The following is a 20,878-nucleotide window of genomic DNA, read 5'->3' on the forward strand; positions in this document are numbered from 1 at the left end:
CCCCTGATGCAAAGCGATCGATCGCAATCCGCCTCACGCCGCGCAGGCCCGCTTGCCGGCCTCAAGGTCATCGATCTCACCCATGTCATGGCTGGGCCGACCTGTACCCTGATGCTCGCCGACATGGGCGCCGACGTCATCAAGATCGAAAAATCGCCGAACGGCGACGACACCCGTCATTCGGTCCCGCCCAAGATCGGCGACGAGGCGGCATCGTTCCTGATGATGAACCGCAACAAGCGCGGCATCGTGCTGGATCTGAAGACCGACGGCGGCAAGAAGGTGCTGCGGCGGCTGATCAAGGATGCCGATGTGCTGGTCGAGAACTTTGCGCCGGGCGCGATGGAGCGCCTCGGCTTTGGTTATGAGGAGCTGCACGAAAAATTCCCGGCGCTGATCTATTGCTCGCTGTCGGGATTCGGCCGCACCGGTCCCTACAAGCACCGTCGCGGTTTCGACCTGGTCGCGCAGGCCATGAGCGGCATCATGAGCTTTACCGGCGAACGCCCGGACGGTCCGCCGGTGAAATGCGGCCCGCCTCTATCGGACATCACGGCCGGCCTGCTGGCGAGCATGGGCATCCTCGCGGCCTACACCCACCGTCTCAAGACCGGGGAGGGGCAGTGGGTCGAGACCTCGCTCTACGAGGCGGCGCTGGTGCAGACCTATTGGCAGTCGACCATCGCGCTCGCCGCCGGCACCGCGCCGCGTGCGATGGGCTCGGCCCATCCGCTGAACGCGCCGTACCAGGCCTTCGAGGCCTCTGATGGCTGGCTCGTGGTCGGCGGGGCCAACAAGAAGCACTGGCTGCTGATGCTGGAAGCACTCGGCGCGAGCGAACTCGCGGCCGATCCGCGCTTCGTCAACGGCGCCGACCGCATGGCGAATTTGAAGGAGCTTGAAGCCGTCCTCAGCGCGCGCTTCCGCACCCGGACGCGCGCGCATTGGCTCTCTGCACTCGACGAGAAGGGCGTGCCGTGCGGTCCCGTGCACGACATGCTGGAGGCGCTCGGCGACCCGCAGACGCTGGCGCGCGAGATGGTCGTCGAGGTCGAGCATTCCACGCTCGGCCCGGTCAAGACGATCGGGCTGCCGGTCAAGTTCTCGGAAACGCCGGGCAAGGTCCTGTCGGGCGCGCCCGTCTATGGCGAGCATACGCGCGAGGTGCTGGCCGAGCACGGGTTCGACGAGGAGCAAATCGAAGCGTTCGAGCAAGAAGGCGCAATCGTCTCGGCATCCAGGGAGCGCAGGGAACGCGTCGCCTGAACGGAGGTCGAGACGACTGATCAAACAAAACAGAAGAAATCAGTTGGAGGAAATCATGCGTGGGACGTCTCTCTTTCTGTTGTCCGTCAGTGCGGCGGCGCTCGCAGGCAGTGCGCCGGCATGTGCTGCCTGGCAGCCGCAGAAGCCGATCGAATTCGTGGCAACCGCCGGCCCGGGCGGCGGTACCGACAACATCGCCCGCGCGGTGCAGAACATCATCACCAAGTACAAGCTCACGGAGCAGCCGATCGTCGTCGTCAACAAGGGCGGTGGCAGCGGCGCGGAAGGTTATGTCTACGGCAAAGCCTCCGCCGGCGATCCTTACAAGGTGATTTTTGGTACCTCGAACGCCTGGCAGCAGCCGCTCGTCTCCAAGGTCGCGTTCAACTACACCGACCTGACCCCGATCGCGGCGATGGCGCAGGACGAGTTCCTGCTCTGGGTCAAGCAGGACGCGCCGTACAAGACCGCGGGCGACTATCTGAAGGCGGCCGCGTCCGGCGAGTTCAAGATGGGCGGTGCGCAGTCAAAGGATACCGACGAAGTGCTGACGCGCATGATCGAGAAGGTCGGCCACGTCAAGCTGACCTACATCCCCTTCAAGAGCGGCGCGGAAACCGCGGTGCAGCTCGCCGGCGGACATCTCGATTCCCACGTCAATAACCCCAGCGAAAGCATCGGGCAGTGGCGCGGCGGCACGCAGCGCCCGCTGTGTGTCTTCAGTCCGAAGCGGCTGCCGCAAGGCGCCAAGGTCACGCTATCCGAGGGCTGGAGCGACGTGCCGACCTGCGCCGAACAGGGCCTCGACATCAAGCAATATGAGCAGCCGCGGACGGTCTGGCTGCCCGGCAAGGTCACGCCGGAGCAAGCCGCCTACTATGTCGACCTCATGAAGAAGGTGCAGGCGACGCCGGAATGGAAGGACTACATCGAGAAGAGTTCGCAGATCGACACGTTCCTCACCGGTGCGGACTTCGACAAATTCATCAAGGAGGATCTCGAACACGTCAAACAGGTTGCGAGCGAGCAGGGATGGCTGGTCAAGTGAGGCGGGGCTGTTGCATCGTGCCACAAACTCCGCCTTCGCCGCGACGACACCGAACGCTGGTTTGACCGGAGCCTTCCATGATCTCGCGACGCGCGCTCGAACTTGCGACTGCCATCCTCACCGGCGGTTTTGGTGTTGCGGTGGTTGTCCAGAGTCTGGACAACGGCATCGGCTGGTCGAGCGCGGGCGTCGATGCCGGCACGTTCCCGTTCCTGACCGGCATCATCATCGTCGCTGGCAGCCTCTACAATCTGGCGCGCGGCGTCGTCCCGGCCGCGACGCTGGCGAGCGTGCCTATCGCGATCACGTCCATTGAGCTGCGGCGGCTGGCGGGCCTGTTCGTGCCGGCGGCGATCTTCGTTGCCGCCATCCCGCTGCTCGGGATGTATCTGGCGTCGGCCGCTTACGTCTTTGCAGTGCTCGCGATCCCCCGTCATCAATCGCTGGTGCGTTCGGTCGTGACGGCGGCAGCGACGGCGCTCGCGCTCTACGTCGTGTTCGAGCGCATGTTCCAGGTCAGCCTGCCGCACGGCGCGCTCGCCGCGGCCCTTGGTTTCTGAGGGGGGAGGGCGATGGACAATCTCTCAGAGCTCTTCCACGGCTTCACCATCGCGGTCACCGTGCCGCATCTGGCTCTGATGGCCGTCGGCGTGCTGCTCGGCATTCTCGTCGGCGTGCTGCCGGGGCTGGGTGCGCCGAACGGCGTGTCGCTGCTGCTGCCGCTGACCTTCGGCATGCAGCCAGTGTCGGCGATCATCCTGCTTTCAAGCATGTATTGGGGCGCGCTGTTCGGGGGATCCGTGACCTCGATCCTGTTCAACATCCCGGGAGAGCCGTCTTCGGTCGCGACCACCTTCGACGGCTATCCGATGGCGCGGGACGGCCGGCCGACCACGGCGCTCGCCACCGCCTTCGGCTCGGCGGCGTTCGGTGCGCTCGTCGGGGTCATCCTGATTACCTTCCTGGCGTCATGGGTGGCGCAGGTCGCGCTCGCCTTCGGTCCGGCGGAATATTTTGCGGTCTATTTCCTGGCTTTCGCGAGCTTCGTCGGCATGGGCGGCGCGGCGCCGGTCAAGACCGTGGTGGCGCTCGCGATCGGCTTTGCGATCGCCGCCATCGGCATCGACACGGTCTCCGGCAGCGTGCGGCTCACCATGGGCGTCGACGAGCTGGTCAAGGGCGTCAACTTCGTCGTCGCGGTGATGGGGCTGTTCGGCATCGGCGAGTTGCTGGTCGCGGTCGAAGAGGAATTTCATGCCCGCGCAGTCTCCTCGAAGATCGAGTGGCGCGAGGTGTTTCGCACAGTCGGCCGCCTGCCGCGTCACAGCGTTGCGCTGCTGCGCAGCGCCGCGATCGGCTGCTGGATGGGGATCACGCCGGGCGGCCCGACCGCAGCGTCGTTCATGAGCTACGGCATCGCCCGCCGGTTCTCGCGACGCGGCCGCTATTTCGGCACGGGCGAGGTCGAAGGCATCATCTCGCCCGAGACAGCCGACCATGCCGCCGGCACCAGCGCGCTGCTGCCGATGCTCTCGCTTGGCATTCCCGGCTCGGCGACCGCGGCGGTCATGATGGGCGGGCTGATGATCTGGGGCCTCAATCCCGGACCGATGCTGTTCGTCGACCAGAAGGACTTCGTCTGGGGCCTGATCGCCTCGATGTATGTCGGCAACATCGTCGCGGTCGCGCTGGTGCTGCTGACCGTGCCGGTATTCGCCGCGTTGATGCGAATTCCCTTCGTGATCATCGCGCCGCTGATCGTGATCATCTGCGTTGTTGGCGCCTATTCGGTGTCGAACTCCTATCTCGACGTCGTCATGATGCTCGGCTTCGGCATCGTCGGCTACCTCTTCAAGAAACTGTTCTATCCGTTGGCGCCGCTGGTGCTCGCGATCGTCATCGGCGACAAGGCCGAGGATGCGTTCCGGCAGTCGATGCTGATGTCCAGGGGATCGCTCGGGATCTTCTTCGCCAACAAGCTGGTGACGTGCCTGGTGGTGGCTGGAATCGCGCTGCTGCTGCTTCCGCTGGTGCTGCAGCTCGCGCGTGTCTGGCGCAAGCCCGCTTCGCCCAACGTCGAGACACAAAGCCAGGAGAAGGTTGTCATATGACCGCAAAGCCGCTCATTGCGCTGGCGATGGGAGACCCCGCCGGCATCAGCCCGGAGCTGACGGCAAAACTCGTGGCGCTGGACGAGATCCGTGCCCGCGCCCGCCTCGTCGTGATCGGCGACCGCCGCATCTTCGATGAGGGCGCACGCGTCGCCGGCGTCGCGCCGGAGCTGACACGTGTGGAGCGGGACAGTGATTTTCGCACAGCGCACGGCGATGCGCTGTTCGTCGATCTCGGCCATCTCGATCCCGGGGAGGTCCAGCCGAAGACTGCGACCCTGGCCGGCGGAAAGTTCGCGCTGACGAACTACCGCCACGCGCTCGAGCTCGCCCGCGACGGCCGCGTCGACGCTGTCTGCTTTACGCCGTTCAACAAGCAGGCGATGCGGTATGCCCGCGCCGACTATGACGATGAGATCGCGTTCTCCGCGGAGGTCGCCGGCCTCAAGACGCCGGCCAGCGAATTCAACGTGCTGGGCGAGCTCTGGAACGCGCGCGTCACCTCGCACATTCCGCTCAGGGATGTCGCTGCGAAACTTTCCGGCGAACGTATCCAGCGCGCGCTGAAACTGACCGATGCCTGCATGCGCAATGCCGGCTTTGCGCGGCCGCGGATCGCGGTCGCAGGCCTCAACCCGCACGCCGGAGACGGCGGCAATTTCGGCCGCGAGGAGATCGATGTCATCGCCCCGGTGGTGGAAGCCGGCCAGCGCGACGGCATTGCCGTGGAGGGGCCGTTTCCCGCCGACACCGTATTCCTGCGCGCCAAGGCCGGCGCCTTCGATGCGGTGCTGACGATGTATCACGACCAGGGCCAGATCGCGATGAAGCTGATGGGGTTCGATCGCGGCGTCACCTTGCTCGGTGGTTTCCCGTTCCCAATCTGCACGCCCGCGCACGGCACTGCCTACGACATCGCCGGGCAGGGTGTCGCATCGACCGGCGCCAGTCGCGCCGCAGTGCTGCTGGCAGCCGAGATGGCCCGGCGACGGGTCGGCTGATCCGGCCGGCGCGCTCATCAGGAAAAACTGGAAACTTCCGTCGTCGAGCCGAGTTGCCATCCCGACGAACGTCTCCACGTCGGAGCTTGGACCATGGCCGAGGCGGTGCCGCGACGCGCGGCAATGAAGATTGCCCTTGCCGTCACGCTGATCGCCTTGCCGGCCGCACCGGCGTTCGCTGCCGGGATGGACGCGGCCGCGATCGGTTCGGCTGAACCATCGAAGAAGACCCTGTCGAACGAGAAGCCGACCCCGGCGGGCGTGCGTCTGCAGGTCCTGTTGGACCGGGCCCACTTCTCGCCCGGCGAGATCGACGGCAAATTCGGCGAGAATGCCAAGAAGGCACTGCGGGCCTATGCGGAAGCACGGCAATTGCCGGCGTCGGATGAGGTGACGGACGATATCCGCAAGGCGCTGCAGGCGGACGGCCGGCCACTGACGACGACCTACACCATCACCGACAAGGACGTCGCGGGCCCGTTCCTGCACAAACTCCCCGCAAGAATGGAGGACATGAAAGACATCCCGGCGCTTGCCTACACCAGTCCGCGCGAAGCGCTGGCCGAGAAGTTTCACATGAGCGAACAGCTGCTGGCGGCCCTCAATCCCGGCCGCCACTTCGACCGTGCCGGCGAGACCATCGCCGTCGTCGACACCAGCGACGGAGGAAGCGCTGCACCCGTCAAGGCCGACAGGGTCGAGATCGACAAGAAGCGGCAGACCGTCAAACTGTTCGACAAGTCGAATGCGTTGATCGGTTTCTATCCGGCGAGCGTCGGAAGCGAGGAAAAACCGTCACCCTCGGGCACGCTGAAGGTCACCGAGATCGATCCCAATCCGATCTACCGCTACAATCCCGCCTATCACTTCAAGGGCGTTCATTCCCGAAAGCCCTTCAAGATCAGGCCCGGCCCGAACAATCCGGTCGGCGCGATGTGGATCAACCTGTCCGCCGACGGCTATGGCATCCATGGCACGCCGTCGCCGCAAAATATCTCCAAGGGACAATCGCATGGTTGCGTGCGTCTCACCAATTGGGACGCTGAACGCGTTGCAGCGAGTGTCGCGAAAGGGACGCCGGTCGTATTCGTGGATGGCGGATAGTGCGTGCAACTCCCGGACCGGCGCTATTTCGGCATCGGCATCGTCAGGTCCTTGTCAGCCGTATCGACCACGAAGACGGCCAGCAGCTTCGCCGGCTCGGTATCGCTGGCATTGGCGCTGACGGCATGGCGGTCGCCGGGTGTTTCGGAGAAGTTCTCGCCCTTGCGAAAGACCTTTGCGGGTCCGTCATTGAGCTGACTACGGATCGCGCCTTCCAGAACCGTGGCATAGATGAAGGCCGAGGGCGCGTGGATGTGGGCCGGCGAGGAACCTCCGGGACCGTACTCGACCAGTACACCCTTCATGCTCTTGCCGGGGACGTTGGGCAGGGCCTGGTCGAATACGATGGTTATTTTGGCCAATGGCGCTGCCGCCGGCGTTTCGGCCGCATGTGCCGTCAGCAGCGACGCGGCACACACGGTGGTTGCAATCAGGATTCTACGCATGGGATCCCCTTCGTGACTGTCATGACGGGATGCTCACCTCAGATCGTCGAGAGCCATGTTGCGAGCGGAGTCTTCCCGAGCCTGGCCTCGCCGAGCGGGTTGAGCGACGTGTCGACGATCGTTGCGCCGTAGTACCGCGCAGTTGGGTCTCCGATCACCGGACGGCTGTCGCCGGCCGCCTTCAGGCGGCGCGCAACGAACTCGTTGAAGGGAGCCTTCTCGGGACCAGCCAGATCGATTGTGCCATTCAGCGGGCGCCCCGTCGCGACCTCGGCAAGGCAATCGACCACGTCATCGGATGCGATCGGCTGGAACAGCGCCGATGGAACGACGATTCTGCCGTCAGTCGCACCCGCTTCGCCGATAGCACCGAGGAATTCGAAGAACTGGGTGGCGCGAACGATCGAGTAGGGGATCGAAGATGCCTTGACGACCGTCTCCTGCGCGAGCTTGGCACGGAAATAGGCGATGTCGGGCGAGCGGTCGGTCCCGACGATCGACAGCGCGACGTGATGCTTGACGCCAGCTTTGGCTTCGGCAGCGCCGAGGTTCTTGCTCGAACGCTCGAAGAACTCGAGCACGGCGGCAGGCTCCCAGGACGGTGAATTGGCGACGTCGACGACGACATGCGCGCCGGCCAGCGCCGCCGCGAGGCCTTCCCCTGTAACGGCATTCACGCCGGACTTCGGCGAGGCCGCGACGACCTCATGGCCTTGCTGCTTGAGCTTCGCAACGAGTTTGGATCCGATCAGTCCGGTTCCGCCGATCACGACGATCTTCATGGCGTGTGTCCTCGACATTAGGGAACGTGAGATGACCAAATCCAGCGGAATCCCACGCTCTCACGTTGGCGAACGTGATGCGAAATGCATCCTAGCAGAGTTGCTGGGCATGCTCTTGCCTGTAACGAGCCAAACTTGCCGGAAATGCGCGAGAGACGTGCGTTCCGAGAAAAAGGACGTGCTGTTTCGTTCGCAGGTGGTGGCCGGGCTCGTCCAGAGCGGGCGTCTATTTAACCGCCGCCAGATAGAGCTGCGTATCGAAGTAATCCGACGCATGAAGCGCGCCGGTGACTCCGGCATCCGTCATGAAGAAGTCGCTGACCTGCTGCAACCATTTCACGACGGTGCCGTCCGCATAGAGCCGCCGCCATTCGCGCGCGGAGTAGAGTTTTTGCGCGTTGAAGGCTTCAGTGATGTCGGCGAGGCGCGACGGCTTGTAGTGAGCCTGAAGCGCCTCCGCCGCAGCTGCGGGGTTACGCACCATGTTGTCGTTCGCATCGATCCAGCCACGGATGATCCGGCTCAGCACGTCCCTGTTCCCTGCATAATAATCCACCCGCGCCGCCCAGCCGCCGAGCACGGCGGATTGCGGATAGAAGGCGGAGGCATCCACCAGCTTCACCGCATCGGGCAGCGCCTCGCGTACGGCGATATTGAAGGGCACCCAAAGCGCGATGGCCGGCACCTCGCCGGCGATGAACGCCTTGACGGCGTCGGGCATGCTGGCGTTGACGATCTTCACCTCGGATGGAGCGATGTTGTTGGCGCGCAGCGCGCGGTCGAGAAAGATGTGCGCCGCCGTTTTCATGGTCGTTGCGATCCGCTTGCCTCTGAGATCGGCCAGCTTGTTGATCCCGAACGACGGCCGGACCCAGAGCTGCGCGGTCGCGACCTCGATGTCGTTGATGAGGAACCCGCGGCCGCGGCCGAGCGCCAGATAATTGGAGATGACGCCGCCTACCGAGGAGACGTCGGTTTCTCCGCGCATCATCGCCTCGAACACTTCGGGGCCGGTATTGAATTCGTGCAGCTCGAAATCGATGCCCTCGCGCTCGAAGGAGCCGCGATCGAGGCCGGTCCAGATATGCCCGTCCACGGCGACCGCATGGAAATAGCCGAGCCGGACTTTTCTGCGAGCCTGCGCGATGGCAGGCATGCCGAGCAACGAGGCGGCGGCCAGGGCGGTGCCATGGCGTAGCACTCGCCGGCGGCTGATGAGGCGGGCGCTCATGCCGCAGCTCCCGCATTCCCGGCCGCGCCGCGGAAACGCTCGGCGTGAAACTGCGCGATGCCGTCCTTGGGATAGTCGTGCAGGAAGCCGGAGAGCCGGACCAGGGTGGTGTCGGCCGCGCCGTCCTGCGCGATCGCCGCAAAGACCTCGTCCCAGCGTTGGCACATGATCATCTCGGCCTCGCCCGCCTGCGCCAGCTCGCCGCGGAGTTCGCTGACCTCGATCGGCTCGGCAAATCCCTTCGGCGTGATGCTGTCGACGCTGCGGAACAGGAACGCATGGCCCACGCGCGCGCGCACCGCGGCGCTGACCAGCACGCGCGTGCCGTAGTTCTTGTTGAGGCCTTCCAGCCGTGACGCCAGATTCACGGTGGCGCCGAGCGCGGTGTAGTTCATCCGGTCGCTGGAGCCGATATTGCCGATCACGGCGTCGCCGACATGCAGGCCGTAGCGCGTGTCGTAAGGCGGCCAGCCCTCGCGTTGAAACTCCTTGTTGAGCGCCTCGTTCGCCGCAAGGCAGGCGAGAACGGCGCGGCAGGCGTTGAGGGTATGTTCGGGATCGTCCGCCGGCGCATTCCAGAGCGCCATCACGGCGTCGCCGATATATTTGTCGACCGTGCCCCGGTGCCGCATGATCTCGTCCGACAACGCCGCAAAATAGCGCGAGGTGAAGATCATCACCTGCGACGGGTCGGCGCGCTCGGTCTTGGCGGTGAAGTCGGCGACGTCCGTGAACAGCACCGTGACCTCGCGCCGCGAGCCGCCGAGGCGCAGCAACGAGCCGGTCTCGATCAGCTGCCGCACGATCGGGCGTGGGATGAAGTTGGCAAAGCTGCTGACCACGCTGCGCATGGTGAAGACCGAGCGGCCGAGCTCCTCGATCTCGGCGATGGCGGAATGGATGCGCGGCCGCTCGGCGATGTCGAAGCGCTGGATCGCGTCGGTCTCATCGACGAGCTTGCGCAGCGGCTCCGCCATCCGCGACCCCAGCCAGAACGCGAACGGCAGGGTGGCGCCGACGAAGGCCAGCGCCAGCGCAAACAACGTGCGGCGCTCGTTGATGATCCGGGCGTAGAATTCGTCGAGCGGGGCGACCAGCGCGAGCCGGACATTGGCCGAGCCGGTCGTATCCAGCTGGTGGACCGCCGCGACATAGGTCCGGCCCGCGGCATCGTCGAAGAATTGCTGGGCGGGCCCATTGTTGCGCCAGGAGCGGATGATCGGGGCCAGCGCGGGCAGCTTGAGGGCGCCGATCTGAGGCAGGTCGTCCTGCCGCCCCGGGATAGCGGCCATCAGCCGGCTCATCTCGGGATGGCCGACGATGCGCTCGGCATCGTTGAACAGGAAGGCAAGCCCCGATTGCCCGAGCTTCTGCTGTCCCAGCATGTCCTCGAACCGGTTCAGCAACACGTCGCCGGCGACGACGCCGCGGCGGCCTTCCTTCAGCGGCGTCCGCAGCGTGTAGCCGGGCTCGCCCGTGGCGTAGAACACGTAAGGCCCCGTCAGCAGCGTCTTGTCGTTCTTGAACGCCTCGACATACCAGGGCCGCTGCCGCGGGTCGTAGCCGGTGGGGCCGGGGACCTCGGCAACCTGGATCAGGTTCTCCGACAGATATTGCGTGACCGGCGCGGCTCCGACCGTGCGCGCGATCACGACCAGCCGGAACGCCGCGTCCTGATCGACCTTCAGGCCCGCGCGGAACGCCGGCTTGGCGCGGTCGATCACATCCATCTCGAGGAACGAGCCGTCCTCGTAGCCGACATAGAGATTGAACAGCTGCGGATTGTTGCGCAGCATCGCCGCCATCAGGCTGTACAGCCGCGTATTGTCGGCGATGTCGGCTTCCTGGATCGATGTCAGGGCGGACAGGATGTCGAGGTTGTCGCGCACATTCTTGAACTGCTCGTCGACGTGATCGGCACCCAACTGCGCCACCTTCTCGATGAAGCCGCTCGCCGCCGTCCGCGTGATCGAGGTCACGCGCTCAAAACTGAGATAGACCAGGGTCAGGCCGACAAGCAGCACAACGCCCACGAACACCGTGATGATCGATGTCTGGAAGCCGATGCGAATCTTGCGCGTGCTCCTTGTCTCTCCACTCATCGGGGCTGCGCTATGCCTCCGTCAGTATTGTCGAACGATCGGTTTGGTCGCGGCCGGCGTCACCGGCACGGCGGCGAGGCTGCCAAAAATGCCCGGAAGCCAGAAGCTGACGCCGCCAGAGGCGGCGAGGGCGGGCTGGCTGGCGAAGCCGGTTAACGCCAGTGCGGTGGCAAGCGTGGCCTTCCGAAGAAGTCCCGTCATGTCCTGTCTCCCCATGATCGTCACGTTAGCCACCCAAACGCATCACGCTCGCTCAATTGCACTACTTCGTCACGCCTCCGGCTGTTGTGGCGACGTGCTCGACATCCGGCAGCTTCCAGCTGTGGTCGAACAGCGGCTTCTCCGGTCCGTAGAGTCTGAACAGCAATTCGAACTTCCGCGCCGGATCGGTCGGCACCCAATTGGATTCCTTGCCCTCCGGCGCTTTCGGACCGAAATAGACATCGACTGACCCGTCGGCATTCTTCTCTATGCCCGGGCTGATAGAGGCACGGCTGGCGCTAGGCATGTTGCGAACCAGCGCGTGCGTCTCGCGGTCGTAGACGGTGGCCGACCAGTAGTTGCGGACCGGTGCATTGGCCGGAACGGTCAGGCGATAGGTGACATGACCGTCGAACGGCTGGCCGTCCTTGTCCTTGTTCGCCATCAGATAATACTGGGTGGTCCCGAGCCGCTTGATGCCGGTGAAGCCGAGCGTGTAGGTCACGCCGCGCGCATCGATCGGGTAGGCGTTTGGATCTGCGTATCCATCGCTTGCCGCTTTCACCATCTCCGCCACCGCAGCCGGGAACCAGCGGATGCCGGGATTGATTGCGGGAAAGCCCGCATCATAGCGCTGCGACAACACCGCGTGCGCCTCTCGTGCGGCATCATCCAGGATCGCGACCGTCTTCCGATCCGGATCGAACGCCTTGCCCTTCTCGATGCCGATCGACCGGAGCTGGTCGATCATCGCGCGGTCGCGATCGAGCCACGGTTCGTTCTGCACGACGCGGTCGAGGTTGCGATAGAAGCTGGCATCGTAGGGAATTGTGGAATCGAACAGGACGTCATACGCGTCCGCAAAATTGGTCGGCGGCGGGTTCTGCGCCTGCGCAAGCGGATAAATCCGGATCTGCTTGCCATAGGCAACGGATTTGGCGACGTCGGCGTCTGCATGGCTGGCGAGATTGGAGCGCAGCAGCGCGAAGCCGCTGAACGTGTCGGATTGAAGCGGGATATAGCCTGCGGGCGTTTCACCCTTGTAGCCGGGTGGCAGAATCAAATACTTGCCGCCCTGGCCCTTGTCGGCCCCTTCAGGGCCGGCGTCCTCCAGTGGCATCTGCCACGCCGTGACGATATTGCCGGCAATGGCGCCATCCTGCGCCGGCGGTATCTCCAGCACGATCGGACCGTCCTTCACGTTCCAGAACGACATGAAGTAGATCGAATCCGGATTGGGTGTCAGCGTCTGGTTCTTCCAATTCACCGGCTTCGACCAGAAGACGATCTCGTTGACCTTGGCCTTGGCGCTGGTGAGCATCGCCTGCAGCATCAGGTCGGTGTTCACCGCCGGCATCGCCCAGATCATCGCCTCGACCGCACGCCGCTGGATATTGCGCGCGGCAATCTCGTCGGGCGACGGGTTTTGCGCCTCGGCGTTGGCTGCCGTCAGCATGAGGGCGACAACTCCTGCGATAATTTGCTTCATCACCACCTCCATCCGGCCATGCCGATCACGCCGACCGCGCTGGCGAGCAGGATCACCAGCACGATCCAGGCGAAGATGTCCTAACCCGTCATGACGGCCGCCCGGCTGTCACGCCGACGTCACCGGCAATAGTCCCAAAAGCCCTGGGTCCGGGACGGATCGGTGTAGTACCAGCACATGCCGGGCGCCGGCGCAGCACCGGCCCAGGCCGCAGCCGTCGCCGCCGTGACGAAACCGATCGCCGCACCGGCAGCGATCGCGCCGCCCCTCGGCCAGTAGTAATGGCCCGGCCGGGCCCATGCGCCGCGTCCGGCCACGGCCGTGGTGTGGCGCACCGCAACGTTTCCGCGCGGTCCCCTGACGGCGGTCGTCCCGCGATAGGCCGTGCCACGCGGACCGACCGCGGCACCGCCGCGATGCACGACTGCGCCGCCACGGGGGCCAACCGCTGCCCCGCCACGGCGACCGGCCGCGCGGACCTCGATGAGGTCGGGCGGGGTCGCGGCGTCTTGCCAGATCGCGGTCGGTTGAAGCGGGGCCGCCGATAGTGTCACCGGCGATATCGATAGGCCGGTTGCGAGTGCCAGAACGCAGCTTGCCAGTCGTGCCACGTAGGTATGATCAGACATCTTGTACCTCTTCTGTTGTCAGCCGTTCGGCTCCGTCACCGCTTTCGCCCGCAGCACCACGGTCATTGCGACACTCCCGTGCTGCCGCGCTCGAACGCGAACACCGTCTTCCAGTCCTTGGCCATGTCCACGACGGTCCAGCCGCGCTGCACCGCCTCGTCCCAGGCCTTGTCGAGCTTTCCGATCTTTGATTGCCTGTCGTAGAGGCCTTCGCCGCGCTGTCGTTCCAGGACGGCAGCGGATCGGCTTGCGCGCGCGCCAGCCTCGGGAACCGCGAGCCCGATGGTCAGGAAGATGATGAAGGCACTGAGGGTCCGAAGCAAATCGATCCTCTCGTAAGACTGCGGCGGATCGGACCGGCCGCCCGGAGGCGGCCGGTCCGCACGAAGGCCGTGGTCAGCGGCCCTGGACTTGCTCCTGGATGATCCTGTTTAAATTCGCCCGGACCTTCTCCATGTCGATGCCCTCCGCGAGCGACTTCTTCTGCTTGAGGCCGTCCATCATGCCTTCGAGGATATTCGCGGGGTTGAAACTTGGCGGGAAGGAACGCGGCGGGAATTCCTTGAAGGTGGCCACGAATTTGAAGACTTCGTCCATCATCCCGTAGGCCCCGCCCACGTGATTGAGTTGCCAGTCCCAGAATGTGTTGGATGTGATATCGGCCCGTTCGAACGGGTCCTGCATCAGATTGTATATCTTCTGCAAGCGGAGCGTGGTGAAGGGTTCGGCCCACAGCCCCATCGTGCCCTCCTTGCGCTGCTCGGAGAACACGTACTTGTAGTCGCCCTGCCTGAAGCACACGAGCAGTCCGTCGTCATCGGAGTAGAAGAACTTGTCGCGCGCGCTCTTCGCGCCGTTGTTGTTGGCTGCGGAGCCGCCGACGTTGCGCAGGAAGGCAGACTGGTCGTAACCGTCCAGATGGACCTTGTAGTTGACGCCGTTCGCGGTGTAGCCGGCCTTGAGCTTGTTGACGACATCAGGCTCGCCCGCGATGGCGCAGAGAGTGGGTATCCAGTCGTTGTGACTCATCATCTCGTTGCTAACTGTACCGGGCTTGATGTTTCCCGGCCAGCGGACCAGACACGGCACGCGGAACGCACCTTCCCAATTGGTGTTCTTCTCCGAGCGGAACCAGGTCATGGCGCCGTCGGGCCAGGTGTTCATGTGAGGGCCATTGTCGCTCGAATAGACCACGAGCGTGTTATTCGCGATCCCCATGTCGTCGAGCGCCTTGAGCAGGTTGCCGACGATATCGTCGTGCTCCATCATGCCGTCCACATATTCGCTGTCGCCGTGGGTGTAACGGCCGCGATGCTCGGCGCGCACATGGGTGCGCAAGTGCATTCGTGTCGAGTTGAACCAGACGAAAAACGGCTTGCCCGCGGCCTGCTGCCGCTTCATGTAGTCGATCGCCGCAGCCGAGGTCTCGTCGTCGATGGTCTCCATCCGCTTCTTGGTCAGCGCGCCGGTATCCTGGATCGTTTGCTTGCCGACCTTGCCGAAGCGTGGATCGACCGTGGGGTCATCGACGTCGGTGGCCTTGCAGCGCAGCACGCCGCGCGGACCGAACTTGGCCCTGTAGGCAGGATCCTTCGGGTAGTCCGGCAGCTCCGGCTCTTCCTCGGCGTTGAGGTGGTACAAATTGCCGAAGAATTCGTCGAAGCCATTGACTGTCGGTAATGATTCATTGCGATCGCCGACGTGGTTCTTGCCGAACTGGCCGGTGGCGTAGCCGAGGTTCTTGAGCAAGCCTCCCGCGGACGGATCCAGCTGGCTCATGCCCATTGGCGCGCCGGGAAATCCGACCTTGGTCAGGCCTGTGCGAATGCCGTGCTGACCAGTAAGGAACGCAGCGCGGCCGGCCGTGCAGGACTGCTCACCATAGTAATGCTGCATCTTCAGGCCCTCGCGGGCGATGCGGTCGATGTTGGGGGTCTCGTAGCCCATCAGCCCGTTGGAGTAGGCGCTGATGTTGGCGATGCCGATATCGTCGCCCCAGATGATAAGGATGTTCGGCTTGCCTCCCGCCGGCGGGGCTGCTGCGGGCTTGGGGGAGGGCGCTGCCTTCTGCGCTTGTGCCAGCGCCTCTGATGTCAGTGTCGCTGCGGCGACGATGGATGACGTTCCCAACAGGAGATTTCTGCGATTGATCGGTTGGTCAGCACCGGAATTGTTGTTCTTGTTCGCCAACTCGCTGCTCATTCCATACTCCCTATGTTGCGGTACGCTCTTCTTGCTCACGCACGTTGGCAGGCGGCATCCGCGCCACGCATCTGAATCCGACATGACTTGTCGAGGTGTCGATCGGCTCGGCGTGCCGCGCCGCAGGTCGATAGCGCCGGCAATAATTCGGCGCGCAGAGATGCGAGCCGCCTTTCAAGACTTTGCGTGGAATGCGGATGTCTGGTTGACATGGATCCAAGCTCGCCTCCTCGCGGCCGCCGCGGGGATTGCTCGGAATGCAGCAGGGCTTTGCCGCGTCGGCGACGTGCCTGGCCGACCACCAATCCGAGGTCCACTCCCAGACATTGCCGATCATGTCGTGAAGGCCGTAGCCGTTCGGCGGGAAGGCCATGACCGGCGAAGTGCGCTCGAACCCATCCTCGCCGAGATTCTGGACGGGGAAGTTACCCTGCCAGATATTGGCCATGTGCTTGCCGCCGGGCATCAGCGCATCGCCCCAGGCGAATTCCTCGCCCTCGAGGCCGCCGCGCGCGGCAAACTCCCATTCGGCTTCGGTCGGAAGCTCCTTGCCGGCCCAGCGGGCGTAGGCCGCCGCATCGCTATAGGAGACGTGTACGACCGGATGGTCGTCGAGGCCTTTGATGTTGCTGCCGGGGCCGTAAGGGTGGCGCCAATTGGCGCCGCGCAGGAACGACCACCACTGGCTCCAATCGGTGAGATCGGTGATGCGCGGCAGCGGCGAGAACACCAGCGATCCCGCGTAGAGCATCTCCTTCAGCGCGCCGGGATAGTCCTTCGGATTGGGAATGATCTGCGCTTCAGTGACATGGCCGGTCGCGTTCACGAATTGCTTGAACTGTCGGTTGGTGACCGGCGTGCGGTCGATCCAGAAGCCATCGACGGCGACGCGATGGCTTGGCGCCTCCTCGGGATAATGATGGTCGGATCCCATGCGGAAGGTTCCGCCGGGAATGAAGACCATCTCGCCGGTCTTCGCGTCGTCCGGCAGCCACTCGCAATGATCTGGATCCGCCCGCAGCATGGTGGAAACTCCGCTACGCTTATTCCACCTGACGCTATGGCGCCGACTTTGGCTGATGTCGACGACGGCATATTGCCCGGCACGGTGGACGCATTGTCCGGTCCCTCTTTTTGGCGCCCGGAGAGAGGCGACGCACATTGCGCCAACATCTCTTTCCCATTGCGCGCACGCATTCCAGCACGCGGCAAATCCCTGTCGCGTGCGCTCTGCCATCCGCAGAGCGCTTCGAACGATATCGCTAAGGTTGAGAAAATGGTATCGGAAAACTGGACTGCTGTGATGTGCAATTTGTGCCAGTGGGTGGGAGCGATGGGTGAGACTTAACGACCTATCTCGAAAATGGTTGAAGTTTCAGCGCAATTCAGCGAATTGCGCGCGCCGGATTTCGATAACGTTTGTCTCAAATCCGAAGGCAGATTGTCGCACCCGCTTCGCGTTGTGGTGGTAGTTCGTGGCCCTCTGCCGCAGAATTGTCGCGCTTCAGTAACAGGGTTCAGCCATGGGGCAATTCCTACTGGTTGATTCGCGCAAGCTGGACGGTTTCGAAGGACTGCATCAGGCCGTTCACGGCTCGCATGTCGATGTGATGCAGCTCGGCCGCGGGCGGTTGCGCGGGACGTTGTCGCACGTTGGCATTGGAGAGTTCTCTCTCAGCATCGGCACCTTCAACGTCGGCATGCGCACGCAGCGCGTCTCCAGCGACGACAAGCTGATCATCGGAATGCTGCTGGAGGCTGAGGATCGCGTCGCCCATTGGTCGTTCGACATGCAGCTCAACGACGTGCTCGTGATCCCGCCGCTGCTCGAGCATGACGGGGTGTTTCATGGCGCGTCGGCTTATGCCGCCATGCGCTTCGATCTCAACGAGGTCACCTCGCTGTTTGCCGGCGAGGCGAGGCTGAGCGATCCCGACACCTGGCGCTGCCGCGCTCATTTCCGGGCGGATCTCGAGACCGGCGCGATCGCCACACGCCGCCTGGTTCGGATCATGACGCATCTGCGCATGAATAGCCTGGGTCTGACGCCGTCGACCGCCGATTTCTGGCAGCGATCGATCGTCGAATGCATGGCGGCCAATGTCATGTCGTCGCTACCGCCGGACAATGGCGGCTGGCTGCCTTCCGCAAGACGGCTGATCCGCAGGGTCGAGGAGTATCTCGACGAGGCCGGCCCCCGCCCGGTCCATGTGTCGGAGATCTGCGCGGCGCTCGGCGTCGCGCGGCGGACTCTGCATCGCGCCTTTCACGAGGTGTTTGGCCTTGGCCCGGTCAGCTTCCTCCGGTACAAGCGACTGTGTGCCGTTCATTCCATTCTGCACCAGAGCGCGCCCGGCTCGACCACCGTGGCGGCCGTCGCCATGCAGCAGGGGTTCTACGAACTCGGCCGGTTCTCGCAATATTATCTTGCGATGTTCGGCGAACGTCCGTCGCAGACGCTCGGACTGGCAACATTGCCGACAGCCGGGGAGGGCGTCGCCAGAGCCTAGCGCTCTTGTGATGACGACGGTGCGCGTGTCCCCAGGTGTTCGACGAGGCGGATCAAATAGCCATCGGGATCCTGGATCAGGAATTCGCGCTGTCCGACGTCCTGGTCGCCGACGCGATACCAGGCCTCGGTCGGCGGTTCGTAGAGCGGCCATTTCGCTCCGTCGAGCGCGCTCAGGATCGGATCGATGTGGTCGACGACCATCTGGAAATTGATGCCGCGCCCGAATGGCCGCTGCATCTCGGCCGTCTCCCAGCGTCCGTTCAGTTCGCACAGCATTATCTGCAGGCGGCCCCTGACGAGATAGGCAAACCGGGCGTCCGGACGGTCATAGGCGATGTCGAAGCCGAGCAGGTCCCGCCAGAACGACAGGCTGGCCGGAATGTTCGAGACGCTGAGTTCAGGCACGAGATCGGCAAAGCCACCGCGCGGTGCGTTGCCCGTGCTGACGGAGGTAGCACGGGCGACGGGGTCGGTGAGGGGGGACTTGGTCATTGCGGCTTCCCAAGAAGGGCTAGGAGTAGAAATGGCGCTTGCCGGGTCGCTGCGCCATTCGTCACTTGACCTTGGTCGCGTGCCCTCGGCTCCTAAATGCATCGCTAGATGTCGTCCAAGCGGGCATACGGCCATTGCTCGGAGACAGCAGCGCCATTCTCCCAAAATTTGTAGAGGACGCCCTCCCACATCGCGAACACAGCGCTGAATTTATCTTTGGCGGCGGCAGTGCCGGTTTGGAGAATTGGAATGCCTTCCTTTTGGTATGCGCCGTAGCATGCCAGATTGACGTACACGACCAGAGCAGTACCCGGCGGATAATCTTTGCGGAGCTTCTTGCTTACGACACGGTCGAGGGCCGCGGGGATGGCGTTAAATCTCTTCTGCCACTCCTCGACGGGATCAGGTCGCCAGCCTTCGTCGTCGGGCTCGTCGCCACGCTTGCGGCCGTCCGTGTCGGCTTCAGTGGCTTCGAATTGGAGGATTCGTCCGACGCTTTGAATCTCGAAGTCAGGTCGTTCGTCTGGTACTAACCGAACCTGTTCTGACGAGAGTGCCGATGACACCTTGGAGGCGATCCACGCATCGCGCAAGAACGTCAATCCTGATTGACGAAAGAAGACGCGCCGCGGGATCTGGCTTGGCCCGGCAATTTCACCGATGCGCACGCGGAAGGACTCCGCGGACCACCATTGTGAAAGCTCTCTTCTCCAGCCATCTAGAGCTGCCTTCGGAATAGGATCAAACGATTTCGGCACGAGGCCCTCCGTAGGGGCCGTGTTGGAGGGCCGAATTCTAGGACGAAGGCATTGCAAGAGCCGACGATTGGCTGCGTTACCGCGGGAGCGGCTCGGAGTTTCGTGAACTTTGCCATCATCGTAGAATGCCGGTGTTTTGCCCGACGTGTCAAACGGCAAACGTGAACCGTCTTGAAAACGACCCCGCGGCTACTGTGCATGGGGTTGTTTTCACGATTTGGGATTAGACGGCTGCAGCCTTACACCGCGCAGACGATCACGCCGTACCAGCCGAGCCCGCGATAGGTCTCGTAGCCCGGCGTCGCATGGAAGGCGATCATGGTGCCGGAGCGATCCTGGTAGAAGCCGGAGCGCTGGCCGTCGTGCGAGAGCGAGATGCGCTCGCTCAAAATGCCCTGGCCGTCGGAGGCGGCGATGACGCGAAAATGCGAGTCGACCAGCAGCACGCGCGCCCTGTCGTTGTCGCCGACGCGCACGCCTTGCACGATCGCGCGCGCCTGCGGCTCCCAGTCGAAATGGATGGCGAGCACGCCGATCGGCGCGCCGTTGGCCTGGCCGCCGGCGCGGATGTTGGCGCAGTAGGTCGCGACCTGGGCGTTGCCGAGCAGTTGCTGGTTCTCGATGTCGCCGGCAACATAGTCGTCGCCGGAGCGTAGTGTCTTCGCCTCGCGAAACCATTTGGTGTGGGCGACGTTCTGCCCGACGACGCGAAAGCGATCGGCGCGGCCGTTGGCGATGACGTTGCCGTCGAGGTCGCAGAGCCAGAGATCGAGATAGACGGTGTAGGCACCGAGGATGACGCCGAGGCGCTGCGAGGCGTAGGTGACCGCGGCAGGCGCAGGCGAGGCCGCGCAATCGACCAGGGCGGAATCGGTCGCCCACCACCGCACGTCGCAGGTGCGCTCATAGAGGTTGCGGTCGATCAGCTCGACCGCGTTGAGCGACAGATCCATCATGCGCTCGCCGCGCGACCGCTGGCTCATGCGGTCGATCGAGGCGACGAGATCGCCGGTGCGCTTCGTCAGCTGCGTCTCGAGCTCGCGCGCGATGGTCTCGACCTGCTGGCCGACGCCGCGCACCTCCTGCGCCACCACGGCGAAGCCCGCGCCTTGCGCGCCGGCCCGCGAGCTCTCGATCAGCGCGTTCAGCGCCAGCATCTTCATCTGGTTGGTGATCTGCTGGATCGACTTGGTCTTGTCGACCGCGATCTGGTTGACCTCCGCGGTCAGGCGATTGATCAGCGCGGAGATGTCGGAATCGTCGTCGGCGGGTTCGGTGGTGGTCGGCTTGGTTTTCAGACCCAGCGCAGCAGACATCGGGGACTTCCCTTGGCAATGAGGCCTGATCTGCAATGAACCCGGAACGATGACTTACAGATCGAATAAGATTCGTTTTCGAAGATTCCGCCTAACGCCCGCTTAATTTGCTGTTTTGCTGAATGCCTAAATGATAGTCAGTCAGCGCAGCAAAGCGGCAATCCACCGCTTTGTGCGGTCCGGCCGTT

The 20,878-nt window shown here is 63.9% G+C and carries 20 protein-coding genes; 7 read left to right on the forward strand and 13 right to left on the reverse strand.

The features are described from left to right. Nucleotides 1-6 precede the first annotated feature (6 nt). From K3F49_RS20670 to K3F49_RS20695, 6 genes are all read left to right on the forward strand, one after another. Nucleotides 7-1,266: a CaiB/BaiF CoA transferase family protein gene (locus tag K3F49_RS20670; RefSeq protein ID WP_234682787.1), complete on the forward strand. Its 1,260-nt coding sequence runs from the start codon at nucleotides 7-9 to the stop codon at nucleotides 1,264-1,266. Between the two features lie 55 nt (nucleotides 1,267-1,321). Beyond that, nucleotides 1,322-2,314, forward strand: coding sequence for a Bug family tripartite tricarboxylate transporter substrate binding protein (locus K3F49_RS20675; RefSeq protein WP_234682788.1), 993 nt, complete (start codon nucleotides 1,322-1,324; stop codon nucleotides 2,312-2,314). Between the two features lie 77 nt (nucleotides 2,315-2,391). After that, entirely contained in the window at nucleotides 2,392-2,874 is a 483-nt protein-coding gene (locus tag K3F49_RS20680) for a tripartite tricarboxylate transporter TctB family protein (protein WP_234682789.1), read from the forward strand. 12 nt (nucleotides 2,875-2,886) lie between these two features. Then, the gene (locus K3F49_RS20685) at nucleotides 2,887-4,425 is read left to right on the forward strand and encodes a tripartite tricarboxylate transporter permease (RefSeq protein WP_234682790.1); all 1,539 of its coding nucleotides are present in this window, start codon (nucleotides 2,887-2,889) and stop codon (nucleotides 4,423-4,425) included. Next, entirely contained in the window at nucleotides 4,422-5,426 is a 1,005-nt protein-coding gene (locus K3F49_RS20690) for a 4-hydroxythreonine-4-phosphate dehydrogenase PdxA (RefSeq protein ID WP_234682791.1), read from the forward strand. The genes K3F49_RS20685 and K3F49_RS20690 overlap by 4 nt, the downstream gene beginning before the upstream one ends. Nucleotides 5,427-5,519: 93 nt before the next feature. Beyond that, nucleotides 5,520-6,530, forward strand: a complete 1,011-nt coding sequence (locus K3F49_RS20695; RefSeq protein WP_234682792.1) for a L,D-transpeptidase family protein — start codon at nucleotides 5,520-5,522, stop codon at nucleotides 6,528-6,530. Nucleotides 6,531-6,553: 23 nt separating this feature from the next. Here the strand turns inward: K3F49_RS20695 and K3F49_RS20700 are convergent, their stop codons facing one another. The 10 genes from K3F49_RS20700 to K3F49_RS20745 form a co-directional block, all read right to left on the reverse strand. Continuing rightward, a complete protein-coding gene (locus K3F49_RS20700; protein WP_234682793.1) occupies nucleotides 6,554-6,976 on the reverse strand; it encodes a cupin domain-containing protein in 423 nt (140 codons plus the stop codon). Between the two features lie 38 nt (nucleotides 6,977-7,014). Beyond that, nucleotides 7,015-7,758 (reverse strand): SDR family oxidoreductase, encoded by a 744-nt coding sequence (locus K3F49_RS20705; protein WP_234682794.1) that lies wholly within the window; start codon nucleotides 7,756-7,758, stop codon nucleotides 7,015-7,017. 226 nt (nucleotides 7,759-7,984) lie between these two features. Beyond that, the gene (locus K3F49_RS20710) at nucleotides 7,985-8,989 is read right to left on the reverse strand and encodes an ABC transporter substrate-binding protein (RefSeq protein WP_234682795.1); all 1,005 of its coding nucleotides are present in this window, start codon (nucleotides 8,987-8,989) and stop codon (nucleotides 7,985-7,987) included. After that, nucleotides 8,986-11,091: an adenylate/guanylate cyclase domain-containing protein gene (locus K3F49_RS20715; protein ID WP_234682796.1), complete on the reverse strand. Its 2,106-nt coding sequence runs from the start codon at nucleotides 11,089-11,091 to the stop codon at nucleotides 8,986-8,988. The genes K3F49_RS20710 and K3F49_RS20715 overlap by 4 nt, the downstream gene beginning before the upstream one ends. Nucleotides 11,092-11,112: 21 nt before the next feature. Next, nucleotides 11,113-11,292, reverse strand: coding sequence for a hypothetical protein (locus K3F49_RS20720; RefSeq protein WP_234682797.1), 180 nt, complete (start codon nucleotides 11,290-11,292; stop codon nucleotides 11,113-11,115). A gap of 61 nt (nucleotides 11,293-11,353) precedes the next feature. Continuing rightward, a complete protein-coding gene (locus K3F49_RS20725; protein WP_234682798.1) occupies nucleotides 11,354-12,781 on the reverse strand; it encodes a DUF1254 domain-containing protein in 1,428 nt (475 codons plus the stop codon). A 119-nt stretch (nucleotides 12,782-12,900) separates the two neighbouring features. Continuing rightward, nucleotides 12,901-13,410 carry a hypothetical protein gene (locus tag K3F49_RS20730; RefSeq protein WP_234682799.1) on the reverse strand — a complete coding sequence of 170 codons (510 nt, stop codon included), beginning with the start codon at nucleotides 13,408-13,410 and terminating at the stop codon, nucleotides 12,901-12,903. 62 nt (nucleotides 13,411-13,472) lie between these two features. Then, nucleotides 13,473-13,733 (reverse strand): hypothetical protein, encoded by a 261-nt coding sequence (locus K3F49_RS39650; protein ID WP_452101110.1) that lies wholly within the window; start codon nucleotides 13,731-13,733, stop codon nucleotides 13,473-13,475. Nucleotides 13,734-13,806: 73 nt separating this feature from the next. Beyond that, nucleotides 13,807-15,612 carry an arylsulfatase gene (locus K3F49_RS20740; protein ID WP_234682800.1) on the reverse strand — a complete coding sequence of 602 codons (1,806 nt, stop codon included), beginning with the start codon at nucleotides 15,610-15,612 and terminating at the stop codon, nucleotides 13,807-13,809. Nucleotides 15,613-15,622: 10 nt separating this feature from the next. Further along, a complete protein-coding gene (locus tag K3F49_RS20745; RefSeq protein WP_234682801.1) occupies nucleotides 15,623-16,636 on the reverse strand; it encodes a formylglycine-generating enzyme family protein in 1,014 nt (337 codons plus the stop codon). A gap of 499 nt (nucleotides 16,637-17,135) precedes the next feature. Between K3F49_RS20745 and K3F49_RS20750 the strand changes: the two genes are divergently transcribed. Next, the gene (locus K3F49_RS20750; protein ID WP_234682802.1) at nucleotides 17,136-18,122 is read left to right on the forward strand and encodes a helix-turn-helix domain-containing protein; all 987 of its coding nucleotides are present in this window, start codon (nucleotides 17,136-17,138) and stop codon (nucleotides 18,120-18,122) included. Here the strand turns inward: K3F49_RS20750 and K3F49_RS20755 are convergent. The 3 genes from K3F49_RS20755 to K3F49_RS20765 all read right to left on the reverse strand — a co-directional run bounded on the left by K3F49_RS20755 (nucleotide 18,119) and on the right by K3F49_RS20765 (nucleotide 20,690). Beyond that, on the reverse strand, nucleotides 18,119-18,616 hold the full coding sequence (locus K3F49_RS20755) for a bleomycin resistance protein (protein ID WP_234682803.1): 498 nt from the start codon (nucleotides 18,614-18,616) through the stop codon (nucleotides 18,119-18,121). The two genes, K3F49_RS20750 and K3F49_RS20755, sit on opposite strands and share 4 nt — an antisense overlap. A 104-nt stretch (nucleotides 18,617-18,720) precedes the next feature. Then, the gene (locus tag K3F49_RS20760; RefSeq protein WP_234682804.1) at nucleotides 18,721-19,374 is read right to left on the reverse strand and encodes a hypothetical protein; all 654 of its coding nucleotides are present in this window, start codon (nucleotides 19,372-19,374) and stop codon (nucleotides 18,721-18,723) included. 239 nt (nucleotides 19,375-19,613) lie between these two features. Next, entirely contained in the window at nucleotides 19,614-20,690 is a 1,077-nt protein-coding gene (locus tag K3F49_RS20765) for a methyl-accepting chemotaxis protein (protein ID WP_234682805.1), read from the reverse strand. Nucleotides 20,691-20,878: the final 188 nt, after the last annotated feature.

Origin of the sequence: Bradyrhizobium monzae, from assembly GCF_021458635.1 — a bacterium.
In the GTDB taxonomy this organism is placed as follows: Bacteria; Pseudomonadota; Alphaproteobacteria; order Rhizobiales; family Xanthobacteraceae; genus Bradyrhizobium.